This window comes from Brevibacterium otitidis, assembly GCF_042429315.1.
Classification (GTDB): Bacteria; Actinomycetota; Actinomycetes; order Actinomycetales; family Brevibacteriaceae; genus Brevibacterium; species Brevibacterium otitidis.
The window spans coordinates 38609-58742 of sequence record NZ_JBHMAU010000003.1 but is presented as its reverse complement, the minus strand read 5'-3'; the positions used below and the strand labels follow the sequence as shown (position 1 = coordinate 58742).

At 67.6% G+C, this 20134-nt stretch carries 15 protein-coding genes and 1 pseudogene; 11 read left to right on the top strand and 5 right to left on the bottom strand.

What is annotated here, in order from left to right; genetic code table 11:
• The first annotated feature begins 20 nt into the window (after positions 1-20).
• Positions 21-3038: a MobF family relaxase gene (mobF, locus tag ACFFN1_RS00380; protein WP_376837558.1), complete on the top strand. Its 3018-nt coding sequence runs from the start codon at positions 21-23 to the stop codon at positions 3036-3038.
• On the opposite strand, the pseudogene ACFFN1_RS00375 reads toward mobF, so the two are convergent.
• Positions 2976-3901, bottom strand: a pseudogene (locus tag ACFFN1_RS00375) (IS3 family transposase); the annotation flags it as partial. The gene mobF and the pseudogene ACFFN1_RS00375 overlap by 63 nt on opposite strands.
• 202 nt (positions 3902-4103) lie before the next feature.
• Between ACFFN1_RS00375 and ACFFN1_RS00370 the strand changes: the two are divergent.
• Together ACFFN1_RS00370 and ACFFN1_RS00365 are read left to right on the top strand one after the other, a co-directional pair.
• Complete coding sequence (locus ACFFN1_RS00370) at positions 4104-5351, top strand: metal-dependent hydrolase family protein (protein WP_376837556.1); 1248 nt, start codon at positions 4104-4106, stop codon at positions 5349-5351.
• 115 nt (positions 5352-5466) lie between these two features.
• Positions 5467-6660: a M20 metallopeptidase family protein gene (locus ACFFN1_RS00365; protein ID WP_376837554.1), complete on the top strand. Its 1194-nt coding sequence runs from the start codon at positions 5467-5469 to the stop codon at positions 6658-6660.
• Positions 6661-6662: 2 nt separating this feature from the next.
• Here ACFFN1_RS00365 and ACFFN1_RS00360 read toward each other — a convergent pair whose 3' ends face one another.
• The 3 genes from ACFFN1_RS00360 to ACFFN1_RS00350 all read right to left on the bottom strand — a co-directional run bounded on the left by ACFFN1_RS00360 (position 6663) and on the right by ACFFN1_RS00350 (position 8958).
• Positions 6663-6917, bottom strand: coding sequence for an addiction module protein (locus ACFFN1_RS00360; RefSeq protein ID WP_376837553.1), 255 nt, complete (start codon positions 6915-6917; stop codon positions 6663-6665).
• Positions 6918-7101: 184 nt separating this feature from the next.
• Positions 7102-8472 carry an aspartate aminotransferase family protein gene (locus ACFFN1_RS00355; RefSeq protein ID WP_376837551.1) on the bottom strand — a complete coding sequence of 457 codons (1371 nt, stop codon included), beginning with the start codon at positions 8470-8472 and terminating at the stop codon, positions 7102-7104.
• Positions 8473-8487: 15 nt separating this feature from the next.
• Positions 8488-8958, bottom strand: coding sequence for an Lrp/AsnC family transcriptional regulator (locus ACFFN1_RS00350; RefSeq protein WP_204514230.1), 471 nt, complete (start codon positions 8956-8958; stop codon positions 8488-8490).
• 225 nt (positions 8959-9183) lie between these two features.
• Here ACFFN1_RS00350 and ACFFN1_RS00345 point away from each other — a divergent pair, with 225 nt between their 5' ends.
• The 8 genes from ACFFN1_RS00345 (at position 9184) to ACFFN1_RS00310 (ending at position 19271) form a co-directional block, all read left to right on the top strand.
• A complete protein-coding gene (locus ACFFN1_RS00345; protein WP_376837549.1) occupies positions 9184-10674 on the top strand; it encodes an aminobutyraldehyde dehydrogenase in 1491 nt (496 codons plus the stop codon).
• A complete protein-coding gene (locus tag ACFFN1_RS00340; RefSeq protein WP_170273853.1) occupies positions 10671-11924 on the top strand; it encodes an ABC transporter ATP-binding protein in 1254 nt (417 codons plus the stop codon). Before ACFFN1_RS00345 ends, ACFFN1_RS00340 begins: the two co-directional genes overlap by 4 nt.
• Positions 11917-13104, top strand: a complete 1188-nt coding sequence (locus ACFFN1_RS00335) for a polyamine ABC transporter substrate-binding protein (protein ID WP_376837546.1) — start codon at positions 11917-11919, stop codon at positions 13102-13104. The genes ACFFN1_RS00340 and ACFFN1_RS00335 overlap by 8 nt, the downstream gene beginning before the upstream one ends.
• Entirely contained in the window at positions 13101-14030 is a 930-nt protein-coding gene (locus ACFFN1_RS00330; protein ID WP_376837544.1) for an ABC transporter permease, read from the top strand. The genes ACFFN1_RS00335 and ACFFN1_RS00330 overlap by 4 nt, the downstream gene beginning before the upstream one ends.
• Positions 14027-14869, top strand: a complete 843-nt coding sequence (locus ACFFN1_RS00325; protein ID WP_175293490.1) for an ABC transporter permease — start codon at positions 14027-14029, stop codon at positions 14867-14869. The genes ACFFN1_RS00330 and ACFFN1_RS00325 overlap by 4 nt, the downstream gene beginning before the upstream one ends.
• A 2-nt stretch (positions 14870-14871) precedes the next feature.
• Entirely contained in the window at positions 14872-16269 is a 1398-nt protein-coding gene (locus ACFFN1_RS00320) for an NAD(P)/FAD-dependent oxidoreductase (protein ID WP_376837542.1), read from the top strand.
• Positions 16270-16381: 112 nt separating this feature from the next.
• Positions 16382-17824, top strand: a complete 1443-nt coding sequence (locus ACFFN1_RS00315; protein WP_376837540.1) for a TIGR01777 family oxidoreductase — start codon at positions 16382-16384, stop codon at positions 17822-17824.
• Between the two features lie 70 nt (positions 17825-17894).
• Entirely contained in the window at positions 17895-19271 is a 1377-nt protein-coding gene (locus tag ACFFN1_RS00310; protein ID WP_376837538.1) for an NAD-dependent succinate-semialdehyde dehydrogenase, read from the top strand.
• 95 nt (positions 19272-19366) lie between these two features.
• Here the strand turns inward: ACFFN1_RS00310 and ACFFN1_RS00305 are convergent, their stop codons facing one another.
• A complete protein-coding gene (locus ACFFN1_RS00305; RefSeq protein ID WP_376837536.1) occupies positions 19367-20107 on the bottom strand; it encodes an ABC transporter ATP-binding protein in 741 nt (246 codons plus the stop codon).
• Between the last annotated feature and the right edge of the window lie 27 nt (positions 20108-20134).

The window sequence follows — 20134 nt, the reverse complement described above, 5'->3', positions numbered from 1 at the left end:
GCCTCGGGAGGCGGTGCGCGATGGTCATGACCATCCGGGTGATGTCGTCCGGTCGCGGCTACGAGTACCTGATAAAGTCCGTGGCCACCGGCGACACCGCGCGCGAGACCGGCACGCCGCTGACCCGCTACTACACCGAGACCGGCTGCCCACCGGGCACCTGGCTCGGCTCCGGCCTGGCCAGCCTCGACACCGGCCACGGCCCCGCCCTCGCCGACGGGGACACGGTCACCGAGGAGCAGCTGGAGAAGCTGCTCGGGCAGGGCGTGCACCCGCTGACCGGTGCGAAGCTCGGTTCCCGCTTCCCGCGCTTGCGGCCGCCGGCCGAACGGATCGCTGCCCGCATCGAGCAACTTGCCCCCACGCTGGATGCAACACGGCGGCAGAACCTGATCGATGAGATCCGGGCCGAGGAGATTGCACGCAAGCCGAAGACTGCTGTTGCGGGGTTCGATCTCACGTTCTCGCCCATGAAGTCGCTCAGCGCCCTGTGGGGTGTTGCAGACGCAGCGACACAGGAGCTGGTCGTGCAGGCCCATCACGCGGCGATGCGCGACACGCTCGCGCTCCTCGAGCAGCGGGTGGCTGCAACCCGGGTGGGCAAGGGCGGGATCGCGCGCATGCCGATCACCGGAGTGATCGCCACCGCGTTCGATCACTACGACAGCCGCGCCGGCGACCCGCAGCTGCACACCCACCTCGTCGTCTCGAACAAAGCTCAAGGTATCGACGGGCGGTGGCGGACCCTGGACTCGCGTACCCTGCACAAGGCCACGGTCGCCCTGTCCGCGTCCTATAACGCGTTCCTCACCGATCACACCGCGGCCCTCCTGGGCGTGAACTGGGTGGAGGTCGACCGGGGGAAAGATTGGAACGTCGGCTGGGAGATTGACGGCGTGCCCGCGGGACTGATCGAGGAGTACGCGGCCAAGCACGGGCACGCACCATCGAAGACGACGATCGCCCGCCTGCGGCAACAGGCAACGCTGGAGACTCGCCCGGAGAAGGAGTTGCACTCCCTCGCCGAGCTCACCGCCGACTGGCGCCACCGCGCCACCACACTGCTCGGCGAGGACGCAACAACCTGGGCGCAACAGGTCTGTGCCCGCGGTCTTGCCGCGGCCCCGTTGCAGGCGAGCGATCTGGCTCCGAAGCTGCCGGGCGAAATCGCGGACGTGGTCATGCGCGAGGTGGCCGACCGGCGGGCGACGTGGACGCGCTGGCATGTGCACGCCGAAGCGATGCGGTACCTCATGCCCTTGTGTTTCACCAGCACCGCCGAGCGCACCAGGGTGCTCGACCAGATCGTCGAGCAGGCCGAGGCCGCCTCGGTGCGGCTGACCCCGGACTATGACCGGGCCGTACCGGAGGAATACGTGCAGGCGGATGAGTCGAACCGGTTCCAGGGCGTGGATCAGGTGATAATGACCAGTCAGGACATCCTCGACGCCGAGGCCCGCCTCCGTGCCCACGGGCGCACGACGGACGGCCCGCGCCTGCCGGACCGGCTGATCAAACGGCATGTCTCCCGGACAGTCCAGGGCGTCCGGCTCGCCCCCGATCAGGCGGAGGCGATCACCGCGATCGCGACGTCCGGGCGCAGACTCGATCTGCTCGTCGGACCCGCCGGGGCCGGGAAGACCACCGCCGTGCGCGGCCTGCACCGGGCCTGGACCGCCCGCTATGGGAGAGACTCGGTCATCGGCCTGGCACCGTCGGCGACCGCCGCGGAGATCCTTGGCAAGAGTCTCGGGGTGACGGCGGAGAACGTGCCGAAGTTCCTCTACGAGCACGACAAGGACCGGTGGGATCTCCGTGCCGGGCAGCTGGCGATCGTCGACGAGGCCTCCCTCGCCGGCACCCTGACACTAGACCGGCTCACCGCGCATGCTGCCGAGGTCGGAGCGAAGATCGTGCTGGTCGGCGACTGGGCACAGCTGTCGTCGGTGGAGACCGGCGAGGCCTTCGGGATGCTCGTCCGCGCCAGGCGGCGTGTGCCGGAGCTGTACACGGTGCGACGGTTCGTCCACGACTGGGAGAAGGCCGCCTCTCGAGACCTCCGGCACGGCAAGCACGCTGTGCTCGACACGTACGAAGAGGAGAGACGGTTGCATGACGGGGGCCTCGAGTCGATGCTCGACGCCGTCTACACCGCTTGGCAGCGCGACCGTGGCCAGGGCATGTCTACGCTCATGCTCGCCGGGAACGCGGAGATTGTCGCCGAGCTCAACACACGCGCCCGCGCCGACCTCGTCACCGCCGGCCTGGTGCAGGAGACGGGGGTGGCATTGCACGACGGCACCATGGCCGGAGTCGGCGACCTCGTGGTCACCCGCCGCAACGAGCGCCGGCTCACGACGGGCAAGTCGTGGGTGAAGAACGGCGACCGTTGGCAGGTCATCGGCCAACGTGCGAACGGGGCGCTGGTGGTGCGTCGGCTCGGCAAAGGCGACACCCCGCGCGGGCGACGACTCGTGCTGCCTGCCAAGTATGTCCGGGAGGATCTCGAACTCGGGTACGCGTCCACGGTCCATCGCGCCCAGGGCTCGACCGTCGACACGGCGCACACCCTCGTCGACCCCGATACCGCTTCACGGGAACTGCTCTACGTCGGACTGACTCGTGGCATGCGCGAGAACCACGCCTACGTCATCCAGCCAGACCCCCACGAGATCGAACCCCACCTCGACCCGCCCGAGGAACTCACCCGCGTCGAGCAGCTCGCCAGGGTGCTCGCCCGCAGCGACGCCACCTCTCGGCCACCGAGACCCGCCAGGTCGAGGCCGACAAGCACGCCTCCCTCTCGACACTGCTGGACGAGTACGACCTCCTCCCCCGCGAAGCCCAGGCCGAACGGTGGGAAGCACTCCTCGACGTCGCCCCCTCGCTACCGGCGAGATCGCCGACGAGGTCTTCACCAGCCCGTACTACGAGTACCTCGAAGCCGCCCTTGCCCGGCACGAGGCCACCGGACACGACGTCACCACGGCTCCTTTGTCCGCATGAAATATGACGTCATCTGGAACCATTTCTCTTAATGTATGAGCCATCCTCAACGCCCGTTCCACGAGGTCAGAATTCTGCCGATCGGCCATTGCCCAACCGATCACTCGGCGTGAGCACCCATCGCGGATCACACACAAATACACGAACCCTTCCCACGTGCGAAGATACGTAATATCGCTGATCCACACAGCATCCAACTCACCTTGGTCCCAGACCCGTTTCACGAGGTCCGGAATGTGATGAGTCGCCACACCCGGCAGAGTCGTCACCGGCTTGAACCTGCGCGGACTGATCCCTTCAAGGCCCTGCCTGCGCAGCGATGCCGCGACCGTCTTCTCATCCACGCACACGCCTTGTCGAGCCAATTGCGCTGCCACCCGCGGTGCCCCGTAGACACCATCAGACTCCGCATGGACCGCTGCGACCTGCCCGTCAAGATTACGTTGCGCTCTGACGCGCTTCGATGGCCCGGCCTGCCGGCGCTTCTTCCATGCGTAGTACCCGGATCTCGTCAGATCAAGGAGTCTGGCCATCCGGCAGATCGCGTAACGTGCTTTCTCCGAGTCCATCAGTTCGAACTTCTCTTGTTTCGAGGCTTCGACGCGAAGAAGGCGGCTGCTTTTCCCAGGAACTCATTGTCCAGTTTCAGATCGAAATTCTCCCGCCTCAACCGTGCCAATTCAGCCCGCTCATCCTCGTTCAACCCGCCCGTGGACTCCCCATCGACGCGACGCCGGTCCTTCTCTGCTTTCACCCAGGTGCCCAGGGTCTGCTCACCGACTCCGATTTCCCTGGCCACCGCAGCAATAGACCTGCCAGTGTCAATGACGAGACCCGCAGCCTCGACCCGATACTCCTGAGTATAAGAACGCCGCTGGCGCTTCTGATCTGACATACTGAACAGCCTTCCAGCAGGACAGCAAATCCCGCTAACTTGGGTGTCCACTAATCGAGGGTAACCTCACGAACACCTACGGGGCTCAGCACTGGGGTTCCGCAACCTCACGCACTACATCGCAAGAAGTCTGCTCAACTCCGGCGGCTTCAGACCAGTTCTACACTCTCAATTACGATGAGCCTGATAAGTGAGGTGTGCGATGACTGCCAAGGCGAAGACGCTGCTGCGCGGGGTGCGGGTGTTCGACGGGGAGAGCTTCCTTCCCCAGCTGCAGGACGTGCTCATCGCCGATGGCGCCGTCGAGAAGGTCACCACCGCCTCGGGAACGGCGGCACAGGAGCAGGAGCTGGCAGCCTCCGACATCGAGGTCATCGACGCTGCCGGCCACACCCTCACCCCGGGCATCATCGACTGCCACGTCCACGTCTGCTTCTCCGAGGCCGGCTCGCTCGCCTCGTTCACCGAACCGTTCTCGCTGCAGTTCTACAAGTCCGTCGACCACCTCCAGCGCACCCTCCGCGCCGGTGTCACCACGGCCCGCGATGCAGGCGGCGCCGATGCCGGCACCCGGCATGCGCTCGACGCCGGCCTCATCAACGGCCCTGACCTGCGTCTGGCGATCTCGATCATGTCCCAGACCGGCGGCCACGGTGACGGCCGGATGCTCTCGGGCTGCTCGACGCCGATGCATGTCGAGCATCCCGGCCGGCCCAATGGTGTGGCCGACGGGCCCGAGGCGGTGCGCAAGAAGGTGCGTGAGATTCTGCGGGCGGGCGCCGATCAGATCAAGATCTGCTCGACCGGCGGGGTGCTCTCACCGATGGACGACCCGCGGCATTCCCAGTTCACGGAAGAGGAGATCGCCGTCATCGTCGCCGAGGCCCGCGCCCAGGGCACCTACGTGATGTCGCATGCCCAGGGGACCGAGGGCATCAAGAACGCGCTGCGCGCCGGTGTGCGCTCGATCGAGCACGGCATCTACCTCGATGATGAGGCGATCGACATGATGCTGGAGGCCGGCGCCTTCCTCGTCCCGACCCTGCAGGCGCCGCTGTCCGTCATCGCCGCAGCCGATGCCGGGGCGCCGATGCCGCCGGCAGTCGTCGAGAAGGCCCGTCGGGTGGCCGAAACCCACGCCGCCTCGATCGCGGCCGCGCATGAGGCCGGTGTGCAGATCGCGATGGGCACCGACGCCGGTGTGGGCGAGCATGGCGAGAACCTCGAGGAGATCGAGCTGATGATCGCCAACGGCATGAGCGCCGCCGATGCGCTGGCCGCCGCCACCTCGGTCGCCGCCCGCCTGCTCGGCGATGAATCGATCGGGCGGATCGCTGCCGGGGCGAAGGCCGACCTCGTGCTCTTCGACACCGACCTGCGCGACGGCGGGGCCGAGACGATCCGCCGGCACGTCACCGGTGTCTGGCAGGCCGGCACCCGCGTGCGCTGACCCGCCGCATCTCGATCGCCTGGCTGCACTGCAGCCAGGGCCCATCCTCGCTCGTGAGGAGAACCCATGACCCAGACCCCTGCCCCGCTCAGCGTATGACGCACTGCGCGCCTTCATGCGCGAGCTGCGCCACGACCTGCACGAACACCCTGAGCTCGGTTACGAGCTGCCGCGCACCCAGGCTAAAGGGCTCGACGCGATCGCCGACCTCGACGGCCTGGAGGTCACGAAGGGCACCCGGCAGTCGTCGATCATCGTCATCCTGCGCGCACCGATCTCCTCCCAGGAGACCCCGCTGGTGCTGCTGCGCGGCGATATGGACGGGCTGCCGGTTCAGGAGAACGTCGACATCGAATGGAGCTCGAAGATCCCCGGCCGCATGCACCCCTGCGGCCACGACATCCACACCGCTGGACTCGTCGGCGCGCTGCACATGCTCCACGCCCGCCGCGACGAACTGACCTGCGATGTGCTGTTCATGTTCCAGCCGGCCGAAGAGGCCTATGTCGGTGCGAAGTGGATGATCGAAGACGGCCTGCTTAAGGCCGGCGGCAAGCCGATCGAGGCGGCATTCGGCGCCCACGTCTACTCCGGCATGTTCGCCCCGCGCACCTGGCACTTGCGCCCCGGCACGCTCATGGCCGGCCGCGATGAGCTGCGCATCGTCATCCGCGGCCGAGGCGGTCACGGCTCCGTGCCCCACCGCGCCCTCGACCCGGTGCCGGTGGCATGCGAGATCGGCATCGGCCTCAACACGCTCGTCGCCCGCCGCTTCGGCCCCTTCGAACCCGTCGTCGCCACCCTGGGTTCGCTGCAGGCGGGCACCGACTCGGTGGTGATCCCGGAGACGGCGGAGACGAAGATCTCGCTGCGCTCCTTCACCCCGGAGACGAAGAAGCGTCTGCTCGCCGACGTCCGGCAGCTGGCCACCTCGATCGCCGAAGCCCACCAGATGACCGCCGAGATCGAGGTCATGCCCGACTACCCGGTCACCGTCAACGACGAGACTGAGACCGCGTACGCCTGCCGCGTCATCGATGCGACGTTCGGGGAGGGTGCGTGGACCGAACTGCCCGAACCGCTGACCGGATCTGAGGACTTCTCCCATGTGCTCGCCGAGGTGCCGGGCGCCTACGCACTGGTCGGCACCGAACCGTACGGGGATGCGAACGAGACGAACCACTCACCGCGCGCTTCCTTCGGCGACTCCGCCCTCGATGACGTCGCGGAGTCCGGGGCCTTCTTCCTCATACCAGATTGCTGCCTCGCGCAGATCTGCGAGGGCTCCGGAATGTTCGCGCAGCCGTAAGGTCACTGACGCCGTGAAGCCAGTTCAGCCCGGAGAGCTGCGTGCGATTGTTCGGGGTCAAGCAGTTCCGCGCTGCCATCCTCGATGCTGGCAAGCCGTCGACGCACCTCGGACTGCCACGCCTTGTCCGTTTCGTCCGGATCCGCATCCATGTTGTTTTTGTCGAGACTGCGCAGGCCGCGGCGAATGACAGCCGCACGATCATGCTGGCTGAGAGCGAGGAGTGCCCGCTCGACTTCTGCGACATCCATTGACATGCCTCAATTATAGGTCCGCGGAATAACCTCGATCGGATATCCACAGCCAGAAGATCCGTGCGCTGTGAAGAACAAGCGGCAGTCGCAGTGACATACTGCGGCCGGCACAGATGAATCTGTGCCGGCCGCTCGTGGAGGTGTTACTAAAGACCGTCGGTTGTCCGGCAGATCTTGGGACTGCGCCTCAGATCATCTCCCACGCGTCGGTGAGCACCGAGCGGATGATCTGCTCCATCTCCTCGAAGTCTTCCGGGCCGCAGGTCAGCGGCGGGGAGAGCTGGATGACCGGTTCGCCGCGGTCATCGGCGCGGCAGTACAGGCCGCGCTCGTACAGTGCAGAGGAGACGAAGCCCTTGAGGACGCGCTCGCACTCCTCAGCGGTGAAGGTCTCCTTCGTCGCCTGATCCTTGACCAGCTCGATGCCGTAGAAGTAGCCCTCGCCGCGCACATCGCCGACGATCGGAAGGTCGAGCAGCTTCTCCAGGGTCTTGCGGAACGTCGGTGCGTTCGTGGCGACCCGGGTGTTGAGCTCTTCGCTTTCGAAGATGTCGAGATTGGCCATCGCGACGTGGCAGGCAACGGGGTGACCGCCGAAGGTGTAACCGTGGTAGAAGGTCTCCCCGCCCTTGCCGAAGGGCTCGAACAGACGATCCGATGCGATCATCGCACCCAGTGGCGCATAGCCGGAGGTGATGCCCTTGGCGCAGGTGATGATGTCGGGGACGAAGTCGAAGTCGTTGCAGGCGAACATCGAACCGATGCGGCCGAAGGCGCAGATCGTCTCATCGGAGACGAGCAGCACGTCATGCTCATCGCAGATCTCGCGCACCCGCTCGAAATAGCCCGGCGGCGGCGGGAAGCAGCCGCCGGAGTTCTGCACCGGCTCGAGGAACACGGCTGCCACCGAATCGGCGCCCTCGAACTCGATGGCCTCCGCGATGCGGTCGGCTGCCCACTGGCCGAAGGCCTTCTCATCACCGGCGAAGCGGTCATCGGCACGGTAGAAGTTCGTGTTCGGCACCTTGTGGGCACCCGGCACGAGCGGAGCGAACTGATTGCGCAGATCCGGCAGGGAGGTGACGCTCAGCGCACCGTGCGGAGTGCCGTGGTAGGCGGTGGCGCGGGAGATGACCTTGTGCTTGCCGGGCTTGCCGGTGAGCCGGAAGTAGTTCTTCGCCAGCTTGAGCGCCGACTCGACCGAGTCGCCGCCGCCGGAGGTGAGGAACACGCGGTTGAGGTCACCGGGGGCGTAGCCGGCCAGGCGCTCAGAGAGCTGGATGGCCGGTTCGTGGGTGTAGGACCACAGGGGGAAGAAGCCGAGCTTCTTCGTCTGGTCGTAGGCGGCCTGGGCGAGTTCCTCACGGCCATGGCCGACCTGAACGACGAACAGTCCGGCGAGACCGTCGATGAGCTTTCTGCCGGTGTCGTCGAAGATGTGGTGGCCCTCGCCGTGGGTGATGACCGGGGTGCGGCCGCCCTCGAAGAGGTGCTTGTGATTGGCCATGTGCATCCACACGTGATCGCGGATGCCGGTTTGAAGGTTGTGCTGTTCCACGTGGTTCTCCACTTCCTAGCGTGTGCCCCAGTTGTACTTCTGGTCCCAGAGCTTGAGGTACATCATCGTCTCGGTTGATTCGACATGCTCGATCGAGCGCAGCTGCCGCAGCAGGGCCAGCAGCTCATCGTCATCAGCGCAGACGACTTCGATGAGGATGTCGTAGACCCCAGCGGTGACGACGGTGTAGTCGACCTGCGGCAGCTGGCTGAGGATCTCGGCGGTCTCAGTGATGTCTCCGCTGACCTTCACCCCGATCATCGCCTGCCGGTGAAAGCCCAGCTGCAGGGGAGAGGTGACGGCCACGATCTGCATGACCCCGGCTGCGGTGAGCTTGGAAACCCGCTGGCGCACGGCCGCCTCGGACATGCCGATGTCGCGGCCGATCTCGGCGTAGCTGCGCCTGCCGTCCTGCTGAAGGGCCTCGATGATCGCCTTCGACTTGGCATCGAGCTCCGTATCCGGCGCAGGGGTCTCAGCGGTCATGACGCCTCCTTCAGAACTCACCATAACAATGTAATCAGTGGTTCGTACCATATCTGATTGCGAAAACAGTTTGCAAGAGTGACCAGGAGTACGAAATCAGTAGACATTGCGGGGAGGTGTCGTTACTCTGGTGAAACGCTGATGTGCCTCGCCTCACACCACGGCACCACCTGTGCCGGGGCAGGACCCCAGTTCAGCACCACCGACACGGAGGTTCGAAGACCCATGCACGTCATCAACGGGCAGCGCACCCCCGGCACAGGACCGGAGTTCGTCCGCTGCTCACCGGCCACCGGCGCAGAGGTCGCCCGCTACCGCCTGGCCAGCCCTGCCGACGTCGACGCAGCGGTCACCGCGGCAGCCGAGGCCTTCCCCGGCTGGAAGAACACCACACCCGGCGAGCGCTCCGATCTGCTCTTCGCCCTCGCCGCAGGACTCGAGGCCCGCGCCGCCGAACTCGCCGAGCTCGAATCGGCCCAGACGGGCAAGTCGATCCGCCTGGCCACCGAGTTCGATGTGCCCGGCAGCATCGACAACGCCCGGTTCTTCGCCGGCGCCGCCCGCCAGCTCACCGGACTGGCCGCAGGCTCCTACTGGCCGAACTCGACGTCGATGACCCGGCGGGAGCCGATCGGCGTCATCGGCTCGATCGCCCCGTGGAACTACCCGCTGCAGATGGCGGCCTGGAAGATCTTCCCCGCTGTGGCCGCCGGCAACACGATCGTGCTCAAGACCTCCGAGCTGACACCGGGCACCTCGCTCATCCTCGCCGAGGTCGCCGCCGAGGTCGGCTTCCCGCCCGGCGTCATCAATGTCATCGCAGGCGACGGGCAGAGCGCCGGAGAGGCGCTCGTGCGCGATGCGCGGGTCGTCATGACCTCCTTCACCGGCTCGACGGCTGTCGGCCGGAAGGTCATGGAGATGTGCGCAGCCAAGGGTGCGCGCGTCCACCTCGAGCTCGGCGGTAAGGCCCCGTTCGTCGTCTTCGACGACGCCGATGTCGAAGCCGCAGCCCGCGGCGCAGTCGCCGGCTCCCTCATCAACGGCGGCCAGGACTGCACCGCCGCCACCCGCGCGATCGTCCACCGCAGCATCTTCGAGGACTTCTGCACCCGCGTCACCGAGCTCATGAACGGCGTCATCATCGGCGATCCCGACGATGCGACCACCGGCCTCGGCTCCCTCATCAGCACCGAGCACCGTGACCGGGTCGCAGGAGCCGTCGACCGCGCCCGCGCGGCCGGTGCCCGGATCCGGTGCGGTGGTGCGATCCCAGCCACCGCCTCGGGCGCGGGGGAGAGCGCCTACTACGCACCGACCCTCATCACCGGCATCGGCACCGAGGCCGAGGTGTGGCGCGAGGAGATCTTCGGTCCCGTGCTCGTGGCCATGCCCTTCGACGCCGATGACGAGGCGATCGAACTGGCCAACGACACCGTCTATGGGCTGGCCGCCAGCGCCTGGACGACCACGACCCGCCGGGCGCTGCGCGCGGCAGCCGAGATCGAAGCCGGCTGCGTGTGGATCAACGAGCACATCCCGGTCATCTCCGAGATGCCGCACGGCGGATACAAGGCCTCCGGATTCGGCAAGGACATGTCGCAGTACTCCTTCGAGGAGTACACGCAGGTCAAACACGTCCTCATCGACGAAAGCCCCGACGCCCACCGCGACTGGCAGGACATCATCTTCACCACCGACAAGGAGCGGGCATGAGCGCGCACACCGAGACCACCGCCGCACAGCCTCCCGGCACCAGGGCCGGCACCGCGGGCACCCGCCACAGCGGCGAGGGCCCCGGGCAGCTGGAGATCCGCGGGGTGACCAAGCGCTTCGGCAGCCACACCGCCCTGAGCGAACTCGACCTCACCGTCGAGGCCGGGGAGTTCCTGTCCCTGCTCGGGCCCTCCGGCTGCGGCAAGACGACCCTGCTGCGGATGATCGCCGGCTTCGAGGAGCCGACCACCGGGCACATCCTGCTCTCCGGCCAGGACCTCGTCGGCGTGCCGGCTCACCGCCGGCCGGTCAACACCGTCTTCCAGTCCTACGCTCTGTTCCCGCACATGAGCGTGTCCGACAACGTCGCCTATGGGCTCAAGCAGAAGCGCGTGCCCAAGACCGAGATCCGCGAGCGCGTCATCGAAGCGCTGCGGCTGGTGCAGATGGGCGGGTTCGCCGACCGCAAGCCCGACCAGCTCTCCGGCGGCCAGCAGCAGCGTGTCGCCCTCGCCCGGGCGCTGGTCAATCGGCCGCAGGTGCTGCTGCTCGATGAGCCGATGTCGGCACTCGATCGCAAGCTGCGCGAGGAGATGCAGATCGAGCTCAAGCGCCTGCACGCCGAACTCGGTATGACCTTCGTCTTCGTCACCCACGACCAGGAGGAGGCACTGGCGATGAGCGACCGGATCGTCGTGCTCAACGCCGGGAAGATCCAGCAGGTCGGCACCGCCGAGGAGATCTACTCCAGGCCCGCCAACCGGTTCGTCGCAGGCTTCATCGGCAAGCAGAACTTCGTCTCCGCCACCCTCGACTCGATCGACGGCGACACCGCCGTGCTGCGCACCGCCCGCTCCCTCATCACCGTGCCGGCCGGACTGCTGGGACCAGAGGCGAAGCCCGGCGGATCCGTTGAGGCGGCCGTGCGCCCGGAGATCATCGACGTCACCCCGCTCGACACCGCCGGCAGCGACAGCACGGCCAGCGGTGACAGCAGGGGCGGCAGCGACAGCAGAGCCGGCAGCGGCAGTGCGGCCGGCGGTGACAGCAGGGAGCTCACCGATGCCGTCGACGGCGAGATCGTCGGGGTGTCCTTCCTCGGCGACGTCGTGCAGTACATCGTCCGGCTGCGCGACGGCCATGAAGTCCTCGCCCGCGTCCCGGCACTCACGAGCGACCACCTCGGGCCCGGTGCCCGGGTGCGGCTGTCATGGGGACGCAACCAGGCGCAGGTGTTCTGCGATGGCTGAGCGCAACCACCGCGTGCGCTTCCTCGCACCCCGCTCCGAGGCCCCGCGCATCCGCCGGCAGCTGCTGAGCGCTGCCGGTCCGAGCCGGCGGGCCTTCCTCACCGGCGTGGGACTGGCCGGGCTGGCCGGGCTCAGCGCCTGCGGGCAGACCGGCCGGATGGCCAGCTCCCCGCCGGCCGACGGCGAGATCGAGGCGAAGCTCAACCTGTACTCATGGGGCGACTACGACGACCCCGAGATCATCAGCGAATTCAGCGACACCGCCGGCGTGCGCGTGCAGGTCGACTCCTACGGCTCGAACGACGAGCTGATGGCCAAACTCGCCGGCACCCGCGGCACCTCCGGCTACGACATCGTCGTGCCGACCGGCTCGCGGGTGCAGCAGATGATCGAACACGACCTCATCCAGCCGCTCGACCTGACGCGGATCCCGAACTTTGCGAACATGGACCCGAACTTCATCCACCAGGAGTTCGACCCGGAGAACCGGTACTCGATCTGCAAGGCCTGGGGCACCACCGGCTACGTCTACGACCGCACCGTCATCGACCGGGAGCTGACCAGCTGGCAGGACTTCATCGACGCCGCCGGCACAGACGCCTCCGGCTCGACCGCGATCCTCGAAGACCCCTGGGAGCTCACCGCGATCGCCCTCGCCTCGATGGGCGAGGACGTCAACACCGTCGACGAGGCGATCCTGGAGAAAGCCAAGACGATCGTCGTCGACGACATCGCCCCGCATGTGCGCGCCTATATGGGCAACGCCGCCCAGGGCATGACCCAGGGCGGGCTGAGCCTGCTGCACGCCTTCAACGGCGACGCCCGGCAGGGACTGCTCGAATCCGATGACCCGGACCGGTGGCAGTTCGTCTTCCCGACCCCGGTTGCCAACCTGTGGATGGACAACTGGTGCCTGGCCACCGGCGCCCCGCACCCGGATGCCGCCTACGCCTTCATCAACCACATGATCAGCTCTGACGCCGCGTTGCGCAACGTCGACTACATCGGCTACCACGTCGGCACCCAGGGCCTGAAGGAGGAAGCCGCCGACTTCGACTTCCCCGACATCATCTTCCCCGACCAGGAGATCCTCGACCGGCTCGTGCCCTCCGAAGAAGGGGCCGGCATCCAGCCGCGCGTCGAGATCTACACCGCCGCACAGACGAGGAGTTCAGCATGAAGCGCTTCGCCGCCCGCATCCTCGGCCCCGGAGCGCTCGCGTTCCCCACCTGGGCCTACGTCGTGTTCTTCTTCGTCATCCCCGTCGCCCTCGTACTCTGGTACAGCTTCGGGCACAAGCCCGACGAATTCACCACCGTGTCGATGGAGCAGCTGAGCTTCGACCGCTACTCCGAAGCGCTGACCTCCTCATCGCTGACGACCTTCCTCGCCACCCTGCGGATCTCGATCCTCGGCACCATCATCTGCCTGCTCATCTCCATCCCGTTCGCCTACTGGCTGGCCGTCAAAGTCCGGCCCGAACGGCGCGGACTGCTGCTGGCGCTGGTGATGGTGCCGTTCTGGACGAACTTCCTCGTGCGCACCCTCGGCTGGCAGATCATGCTCTCCAACGAGGGCTTCGTCTCCAAGACCCTCCAGGCCATCGGCTTATCCGACGGAGGCCTCGACATCCTCTACACCCGCACCGCCGTGCAGATCGGCGTGGTCTACAACTACCTGCCGCTCATGATCCTGCCGCTGTTCGTCGCGATGGACGCAGCCGGACGGCACCTGCGCGAAGCCAGTTACGACCTCGGCGCCGGACCCTGGAAGACCTTCTTCACCGTCACCCTGCCGCTGGCCATGCCCGGCGTGGTCTCCGGGTGCCTGCTCGTGTTCATCCCGCTCAACGGCGACTACGTCACCGCCACCGTGCTCGGCGGGGCGAGCGGCTCGATGGCCGGCCAGCTCATCGCCAACCAGTTCAACACCGCCCAGAACTGGGCCCTCGGCGCGGCGATGGCCGTCATCCTCATGCTCGCCACCCTCATCGTCGTCGCGCTCGGCGGGCTGCTGCTGTGGGCGCTGCGCTCACTGATGGAGAGGCTGAACTCGGTGCGCATCACCCCACCCGAGCCGGCCGTGAGCGAAGGGAGCCGCGCATGAGACGCCAGACCCGCGACCTCGGGTTCACCCTGTGGGGTGTGCTCGTCTTCATCTACCTCTTCGCCCCGATCGCCGTCATCGTCGCCTACTCCTTCAACACCGGGCGCATCCTCGCCTCCTGGCAGGGATTCGGCTTCGACGCCTACATCTCCGGCATCAACAACGACGTCATCGTCTCCTCGGTCATCACCAGCCTGCAGGCCGCCGTCGGCTCCGCGCTGCTGGCCACCGTGCTCGGCACCCTCGGCGGCATCGCGCTCGCCCGCGCCAGGCTCGGCACCTGGTGGGCCCTCGGCCTGACCGGACTGCTGGCGACCACGCTCGTGACCCCGGAGATCGTCGACGGCATCTCGTTCCTGCCCTGGTTCGTCACCCTCGGCGTGGACGCCGACCTCACCTGGTTCAACAACGGGCTTGTGCGCCTCATCGTGTCCCATGCGATGTTCTCCGTGGCCGTCGTGACCTTCATCGTCCGCGCCCGCATGGCCGGCGTCGACACCTCCCTGCAGGAGGCCAGCGCCGACCTCGGCGCGACCCCGTGGACGACCTTCCGCCGGGTCACCCTGCCGATCGCCGCCCCCGGCGTGATGGCCGGTGCGCTCATGTCGTTCACCCTCAGCCTCGACAACACGATCCTCTCCAGCTTCGTCCAGCAGCCCGGCTACACGCCCTGGCCGGTCTACATCTTCTCCGCCGTGCGCGTGGCGCTGCGCCCGGAGGTCGCCGCAATCTCGACGGTGATGCTGCTGCTGACCCTCATCGCCCTCGCCCTCGTCGGCCTCGTGCTGCGCCGCTCGGGCGAATCGTCCACCGACATCGTCAAGACCATCGTGAGGTAGCCATGTCCATCACCCCTGAGATGATCTCCGCAAGCCTCGCCGGCGTCTCGCACGTCCCGTTCTGGCTCGATGACCCCGCCAGGCCCGAGGCGGGCCCCGCCCTGGCAGGAGACCGCAGCTGCGATCTCGCCGTCGTCGGCGGCGGATTCACCGGCCTGTGGACGGCCCTGCAGGCCAAGGAGCGCGACCCCAGCCGGCATGTCGTCCTCCTCGAAGGCGGCCGCATCGGCTGGGCCGCCTCCGGGCGCAACGGCGGATTCTGCGAAGCCAGCCTCACCCACGGCCACGAGAACGGCGTCAAGCACCTGCCGGAGGAGAACGACGAGCTCACCCGGCTCGGCTACGAGAACCTCGACGCGATCGAAGACGCTGTCGCCCACTACGGGCTCGACTGCGACTTCGAGCGCACCGGACTCATCCAGATCGCCACCGAGGACTACCAGATCCCCAGCCTGCAGCAGGCGCACAACCCGGAAGAAGGCGAGGTCTACCTCGACGGCGAGGAGCTGCGCGAGCGCATCGACTCCCCGACCTATCTGGGCGGGCTGCGGCTTGATCGGGAGTGCGCGATCATCAACCCGGCCAGACTGTGCTGGGAGCTGCTGCGGGTGTGCCGTGAGCTCGGCGTCGAAGTGTACGAGAACACCATCGTGCGCAGCCTCACCGACAGCGGCGACACCGTCACGCTGACCACCGACGCCGGCACGCTCACCGCCGGGCGCGCAGCACTCGGCACGAACGCGTTCCCCGCACTGCTCAAGCGGGTCAAGTGGCACACCGCACCGGTATACGACTACGCGCTCATGACCGAACCGCTCAGCGCTGAGCAGTGGGCGGCGATCGGCTGGGACGGCCGGGAGGGCCTGGCCGACTCGGCCAACCGGTTCCATTACTACCGGCGCACCGTCGACGGCCGGATCCTGTTCGGCGGCTGGGATGCCGTGTACTACTACGGTCGGCGCGTCTCCAGCAGATTCGACACCCGGCAGGAGACCTTCGAAACCCTCGCCCGGCACTTCTTCGAGACCTTCCCGCAGGCCACCGGCATCCGCTTCACCCACGCCTGGGGCGGGGCGATCGACACCTGCACCCGGTTCTTCTCCTTCTTCGAAACGGCCTGCGCCGGCAAGGTCGCCTACGCGGCTGGGTTCACCGGCCTCGGCGTCGGCGCCTCCCGGTTCGCCGGCACCGTCATGCTCGACCTGCTGGCAGGCGAGCCCACAGCGCTGACGGAGCTGCAGATGGTGAAGAGGAAGCCGCTGCCGTTCCCGCCGGAGCCGTTCATGTGGGCCGGGGCGAAGCTCACCACCCGGGCGCTCATCCGCTCCGATGAGAACGAAGGCCGGCGCGGGCCGCTGCTCAGGCTGCTCGACGCTGTGGGGGTCGGCTTTGACTCCTGACACCTGCCGCGCGGCAGCGACCGGGCGGCTGCGGGTGCCCGCCGCAGGATTCGTGAACAGAGATTCAGCTCCTGCAGTGTTCATCGTCAGCTTTTCCTGCAAGAGTTGAGTCATGGCAGTCTTCACGAGTTCGCTGGTCGTCCCGTATCCGCTGCACACCGTCTTCGACTGGCATCAACGGCCGGGCGCACTGACGCGGCTGAGCCCCGAATGGGCGATGCAGATCGAGGAGGAGGGCCAGCCGCTGGTGCCCGGCTCGCAGGCCTCGCTGAAGATCACCCTGCCCGGCACGCACGGGCTGGTGCGCACCCCCTTCATCGTCGAACACGCAGCCGGGCCCACCGAGCACTCCTTCGTCGACCGGCAGGTGCGGGGTCCGCTGAGCTCATGGGAGCACACGCACAGCTTCACCGAGGTGACCGGCGCCGAATCGGTCGGTTCGGCCTTCACCCGGATCGACGACCACATCGACTACAGCCTGGCCCCGGGCATCCTGCCCGGCTCCACCGACATCGACGCCACTGCCATAGAGCCGACCCTGCGGGCGATCGTCACCGTCCGCGGCGAGCGGCTGCTGTCCGATCTGCAGTACCACGACGAGCTGGCCGCGATCAGCGGAACAGAGCGGAAGAGGATCCTCATCGCCGGCGCCTCGGGCACCATCGGAACCCAGGTCGCCGCGCTGCTGTCGACCGGCGGCCACGAGGTGCGCGCACTCGTGCGCGACACCCCGCGGAAGGCCTCGGAGATCAAGTGGAACCCCGACCTCGGCATCCTCGACCCCAACGCACTAGCCTGGGCCGATGTCGTCATCCACTTGGGCGGGGCGACGATCGGCACCCGGTTCTCGCAGGCGGCCCGGGACCGCATCATGCGCTCGCGGCGGGACTCGACGAAGCTCATCGTGCTGACGATGGAGCAGCTGCCGCCGCACCGCCGGCCCGAGGCGTTCATCTGCGCCTCGGCGATCGGATACTACGGCTACGACCGCGGCGACGAAGAGCTCAGTGAAGACACCGGTTCCGGCGGCGGGTTCCTCGCCGAGGTGTGCCGCGCCTGGGAAGCGGAAGCCGCCCAAGCCGAAGCGCTCGGCGTGCGCTGGGTGTCCGTGCGCACCGCCCAGGTGCTCACCGCACTGTCAGGACCGCTGCGCCTGCAGCTGCCGCTGTACCTCTCCGGCCTCGGCGGGCGGATCGGCGACGGCCAGCAGTGGATGTCGTGGATCTCGCTCGACGACATCGCCCGCATCTACGCCCGCGCCGCCGTCGACCCGACGCTGAGCGGGCCGGTCAACGCCGCCGCCCCGCAGCCGGTGCGGCAGGCCGAGTTCGCTCAGGCGCTCGCCGGGCTGGCCTCGATGCCGGCATTCGTGCAGACCCCGCGGCTGGGACCGGAGATGCTGCTCGGCAGACAGGCCGCCCAGGAGCTCGTGCTCGCCGACCAGCGGGTTGTGCCCACCCGGCTCGAGGAACTCGGCTACAGCTTCCGCTACCCGGAGATCCGCCAGGCGATGGCCGACGCCCTCGGCTTCCCGGACACCGAGGGAAGCAGCTGAACCCCCAGATGACGCAACCAACAACAGATCCGGGCCCGACACCTCGGGAACGGCAGAAGAAAGGACACCCATGAGCAGCGCAGGATACCGCGTGCAGAACCCCGCCACCGGCGAGATCGTCGAGACCTACGACACCGCCAGCCACGCCGATGTCGATGCCGCCCTCGACCGCGCCCACACCGCCTACCAGTCGTGGCGGGAGATGACGATCGAAGAGCGCGGCGAGATCGTCTCGCGGGTGGCGAACCTGTTCACCGAACGCAAGGACGCACTCGCCCAGATCATCGCCGAGGAGATGGGCAAGCCGCTGCCCGAAGGCGAGGAGGAGGCCGAATACTGCACGGCGATCTTCGAGTACTTCGCCGAGCACGGCCCGCAGCTTGCCGCCGATGAGGAGATCACGACGTTCTCACAGGGCCGGGCATTCATCGAACGCCGCCCGATCGGCGTGCTGCTGGGCATCATGCCGTGGAACTTCCCCTACTACCAGGTCGCCCGCTTCGCCGCACCCAACCTCATGCTCGGCAACACCATCATCCTCAAGCACGCTGAGATCTGCCCGCGCTCAGCGCAGGCGATCCAGCAGATCATGGACGACGCCGGTGTGCCGGCCGGGGTGTACAACAACCTCTTCGCCAGCCACGACCAGATCGCCGAGATCATCGCCGACCCGCGCGTGCAGGGCGTCTCGCTCACCGGCTCCGAACGCGCCGGCTCCGTCGTCGGTGCGCTGGCCGGCAAGCACCTGAAGAAGGCCGTGCTCGAACTCGGCGGCTCCGACCCGTACGTCATCCTCGACACCGATGACGTCAAGGAAGCGGCGAAGACCGCCTGGGAGACCCGGATGTACAACACCGGCCAGGCCTGCAACTCGAACAAGCGGATGATCGTCATGGACGACATCTACGACGAGTTCGTCGCCGAACTCACCCAGCTCGCCGAAGGCATGACCCCCGGCGGGCCCGGCGATGACTACGCCACCACCTACACCCCGCTGTCCTCCGCCGAGGCCGCCGACCGCCTCGACGAACAGGTCCAGCAGGCCGTCAAGGACGGCGCGACGCTGCGCGCCGGCGGCACACGCGGCGACGGCGCCTACTACGCTCCGACCGTCATCACCGACGTCACCAGCGACATGGAGGCCTACCGCGAGGAGCTCTTCGGGCCGGTGGCCGTCGTGTACAGGGTGTCGTCCGATGAGGAGGCGCTCACGCTGGCCAACGACACCGACTTCGGCCTCGGCGGTGCGGTGTTCTCGAAGGACACGGCCCGGGCGGAGAAGATCGCCCAGCAGCTCGATGTCGGCATGTCGAATGTCAACACGCCTGCCGGTGAGGGCGCCGAGGTGCCCTTCGGCGGCGTCAAGCGCTCCGGCTTCGGCCGCGAGCTCGGCCCGCTGGGCATGGACGAGTTCGTCAACAAGCGCATGTACTTCGTCGCTGACTGACCTCAGCGGCACAGCACAGAGCTGAGCCTGCGGGGCTCTCCTCCACCGGGAGGGGAGCCCCGCGGTCGTGCGTTCGCAGCCGATGACGTGTGCCGTCAGTCGATGATGAGCCGTTGGGCGCCGGCCACTTCGATCCACTGCGCGTCGACGTCGAAGTGCGCGGCAATCACCTCAGGAGTCAGCACCTGTCGCGGCCGGCCGGTAGCCTGCACCTGCCCGCCAGCCAGCAGCACGACGCGATCGCCGAACTGCGCGGCCGCCGTGAGATCGTGCAGAGCGACGAGGACAGTGCGGCCGTGCTCACGGGCCAGCGCTGTGAGCAGCCGCAGGATCGAGCGCTGGTGGCCGATGTCGAGATGGTTGGTCGGCTCATCCATGATGATGAGCTCGGTGTCCTGGGCGAGCACCCGCGCCAGGTGCGTGCGCTGCCGCTCACCTCCCGAGAGAGTGGACAGGTCGCGCGCCGCCAGGTGGGTGACGGCCGCCTGGTCCATAGCCGCGGCGACATGCTCGCTGTCCTGAGGCCTCAGCCGGCCGAACGGTCCCTGCAGCGCCGTGCGCCCAAGCTCGACGGCTTCGGCCACCCGGGTGCCGAGCGCCGCGCCCTGCTCCTGGGTCAGAACGCCGATGCGCCTGACTCGCTCGAGTCTGGAGAGCTCCGCCAGCCGGTTGTCCCCGAGCCGGATCTCCCCGGAGAACGTCCGCGCCCCGAACACGCTGCCGAGCAGCGTCGATTTGCCCGAACCGTTCGGGCCGATGAGCACGGTCACCTCACCGGGTTCCGCGCGGAAGCTCGCCTCGCGCACGAGCAGCGTCCGGCCAGCCGACACGCTCACCTGACTGACGGTGAGCGCACAGGGGTG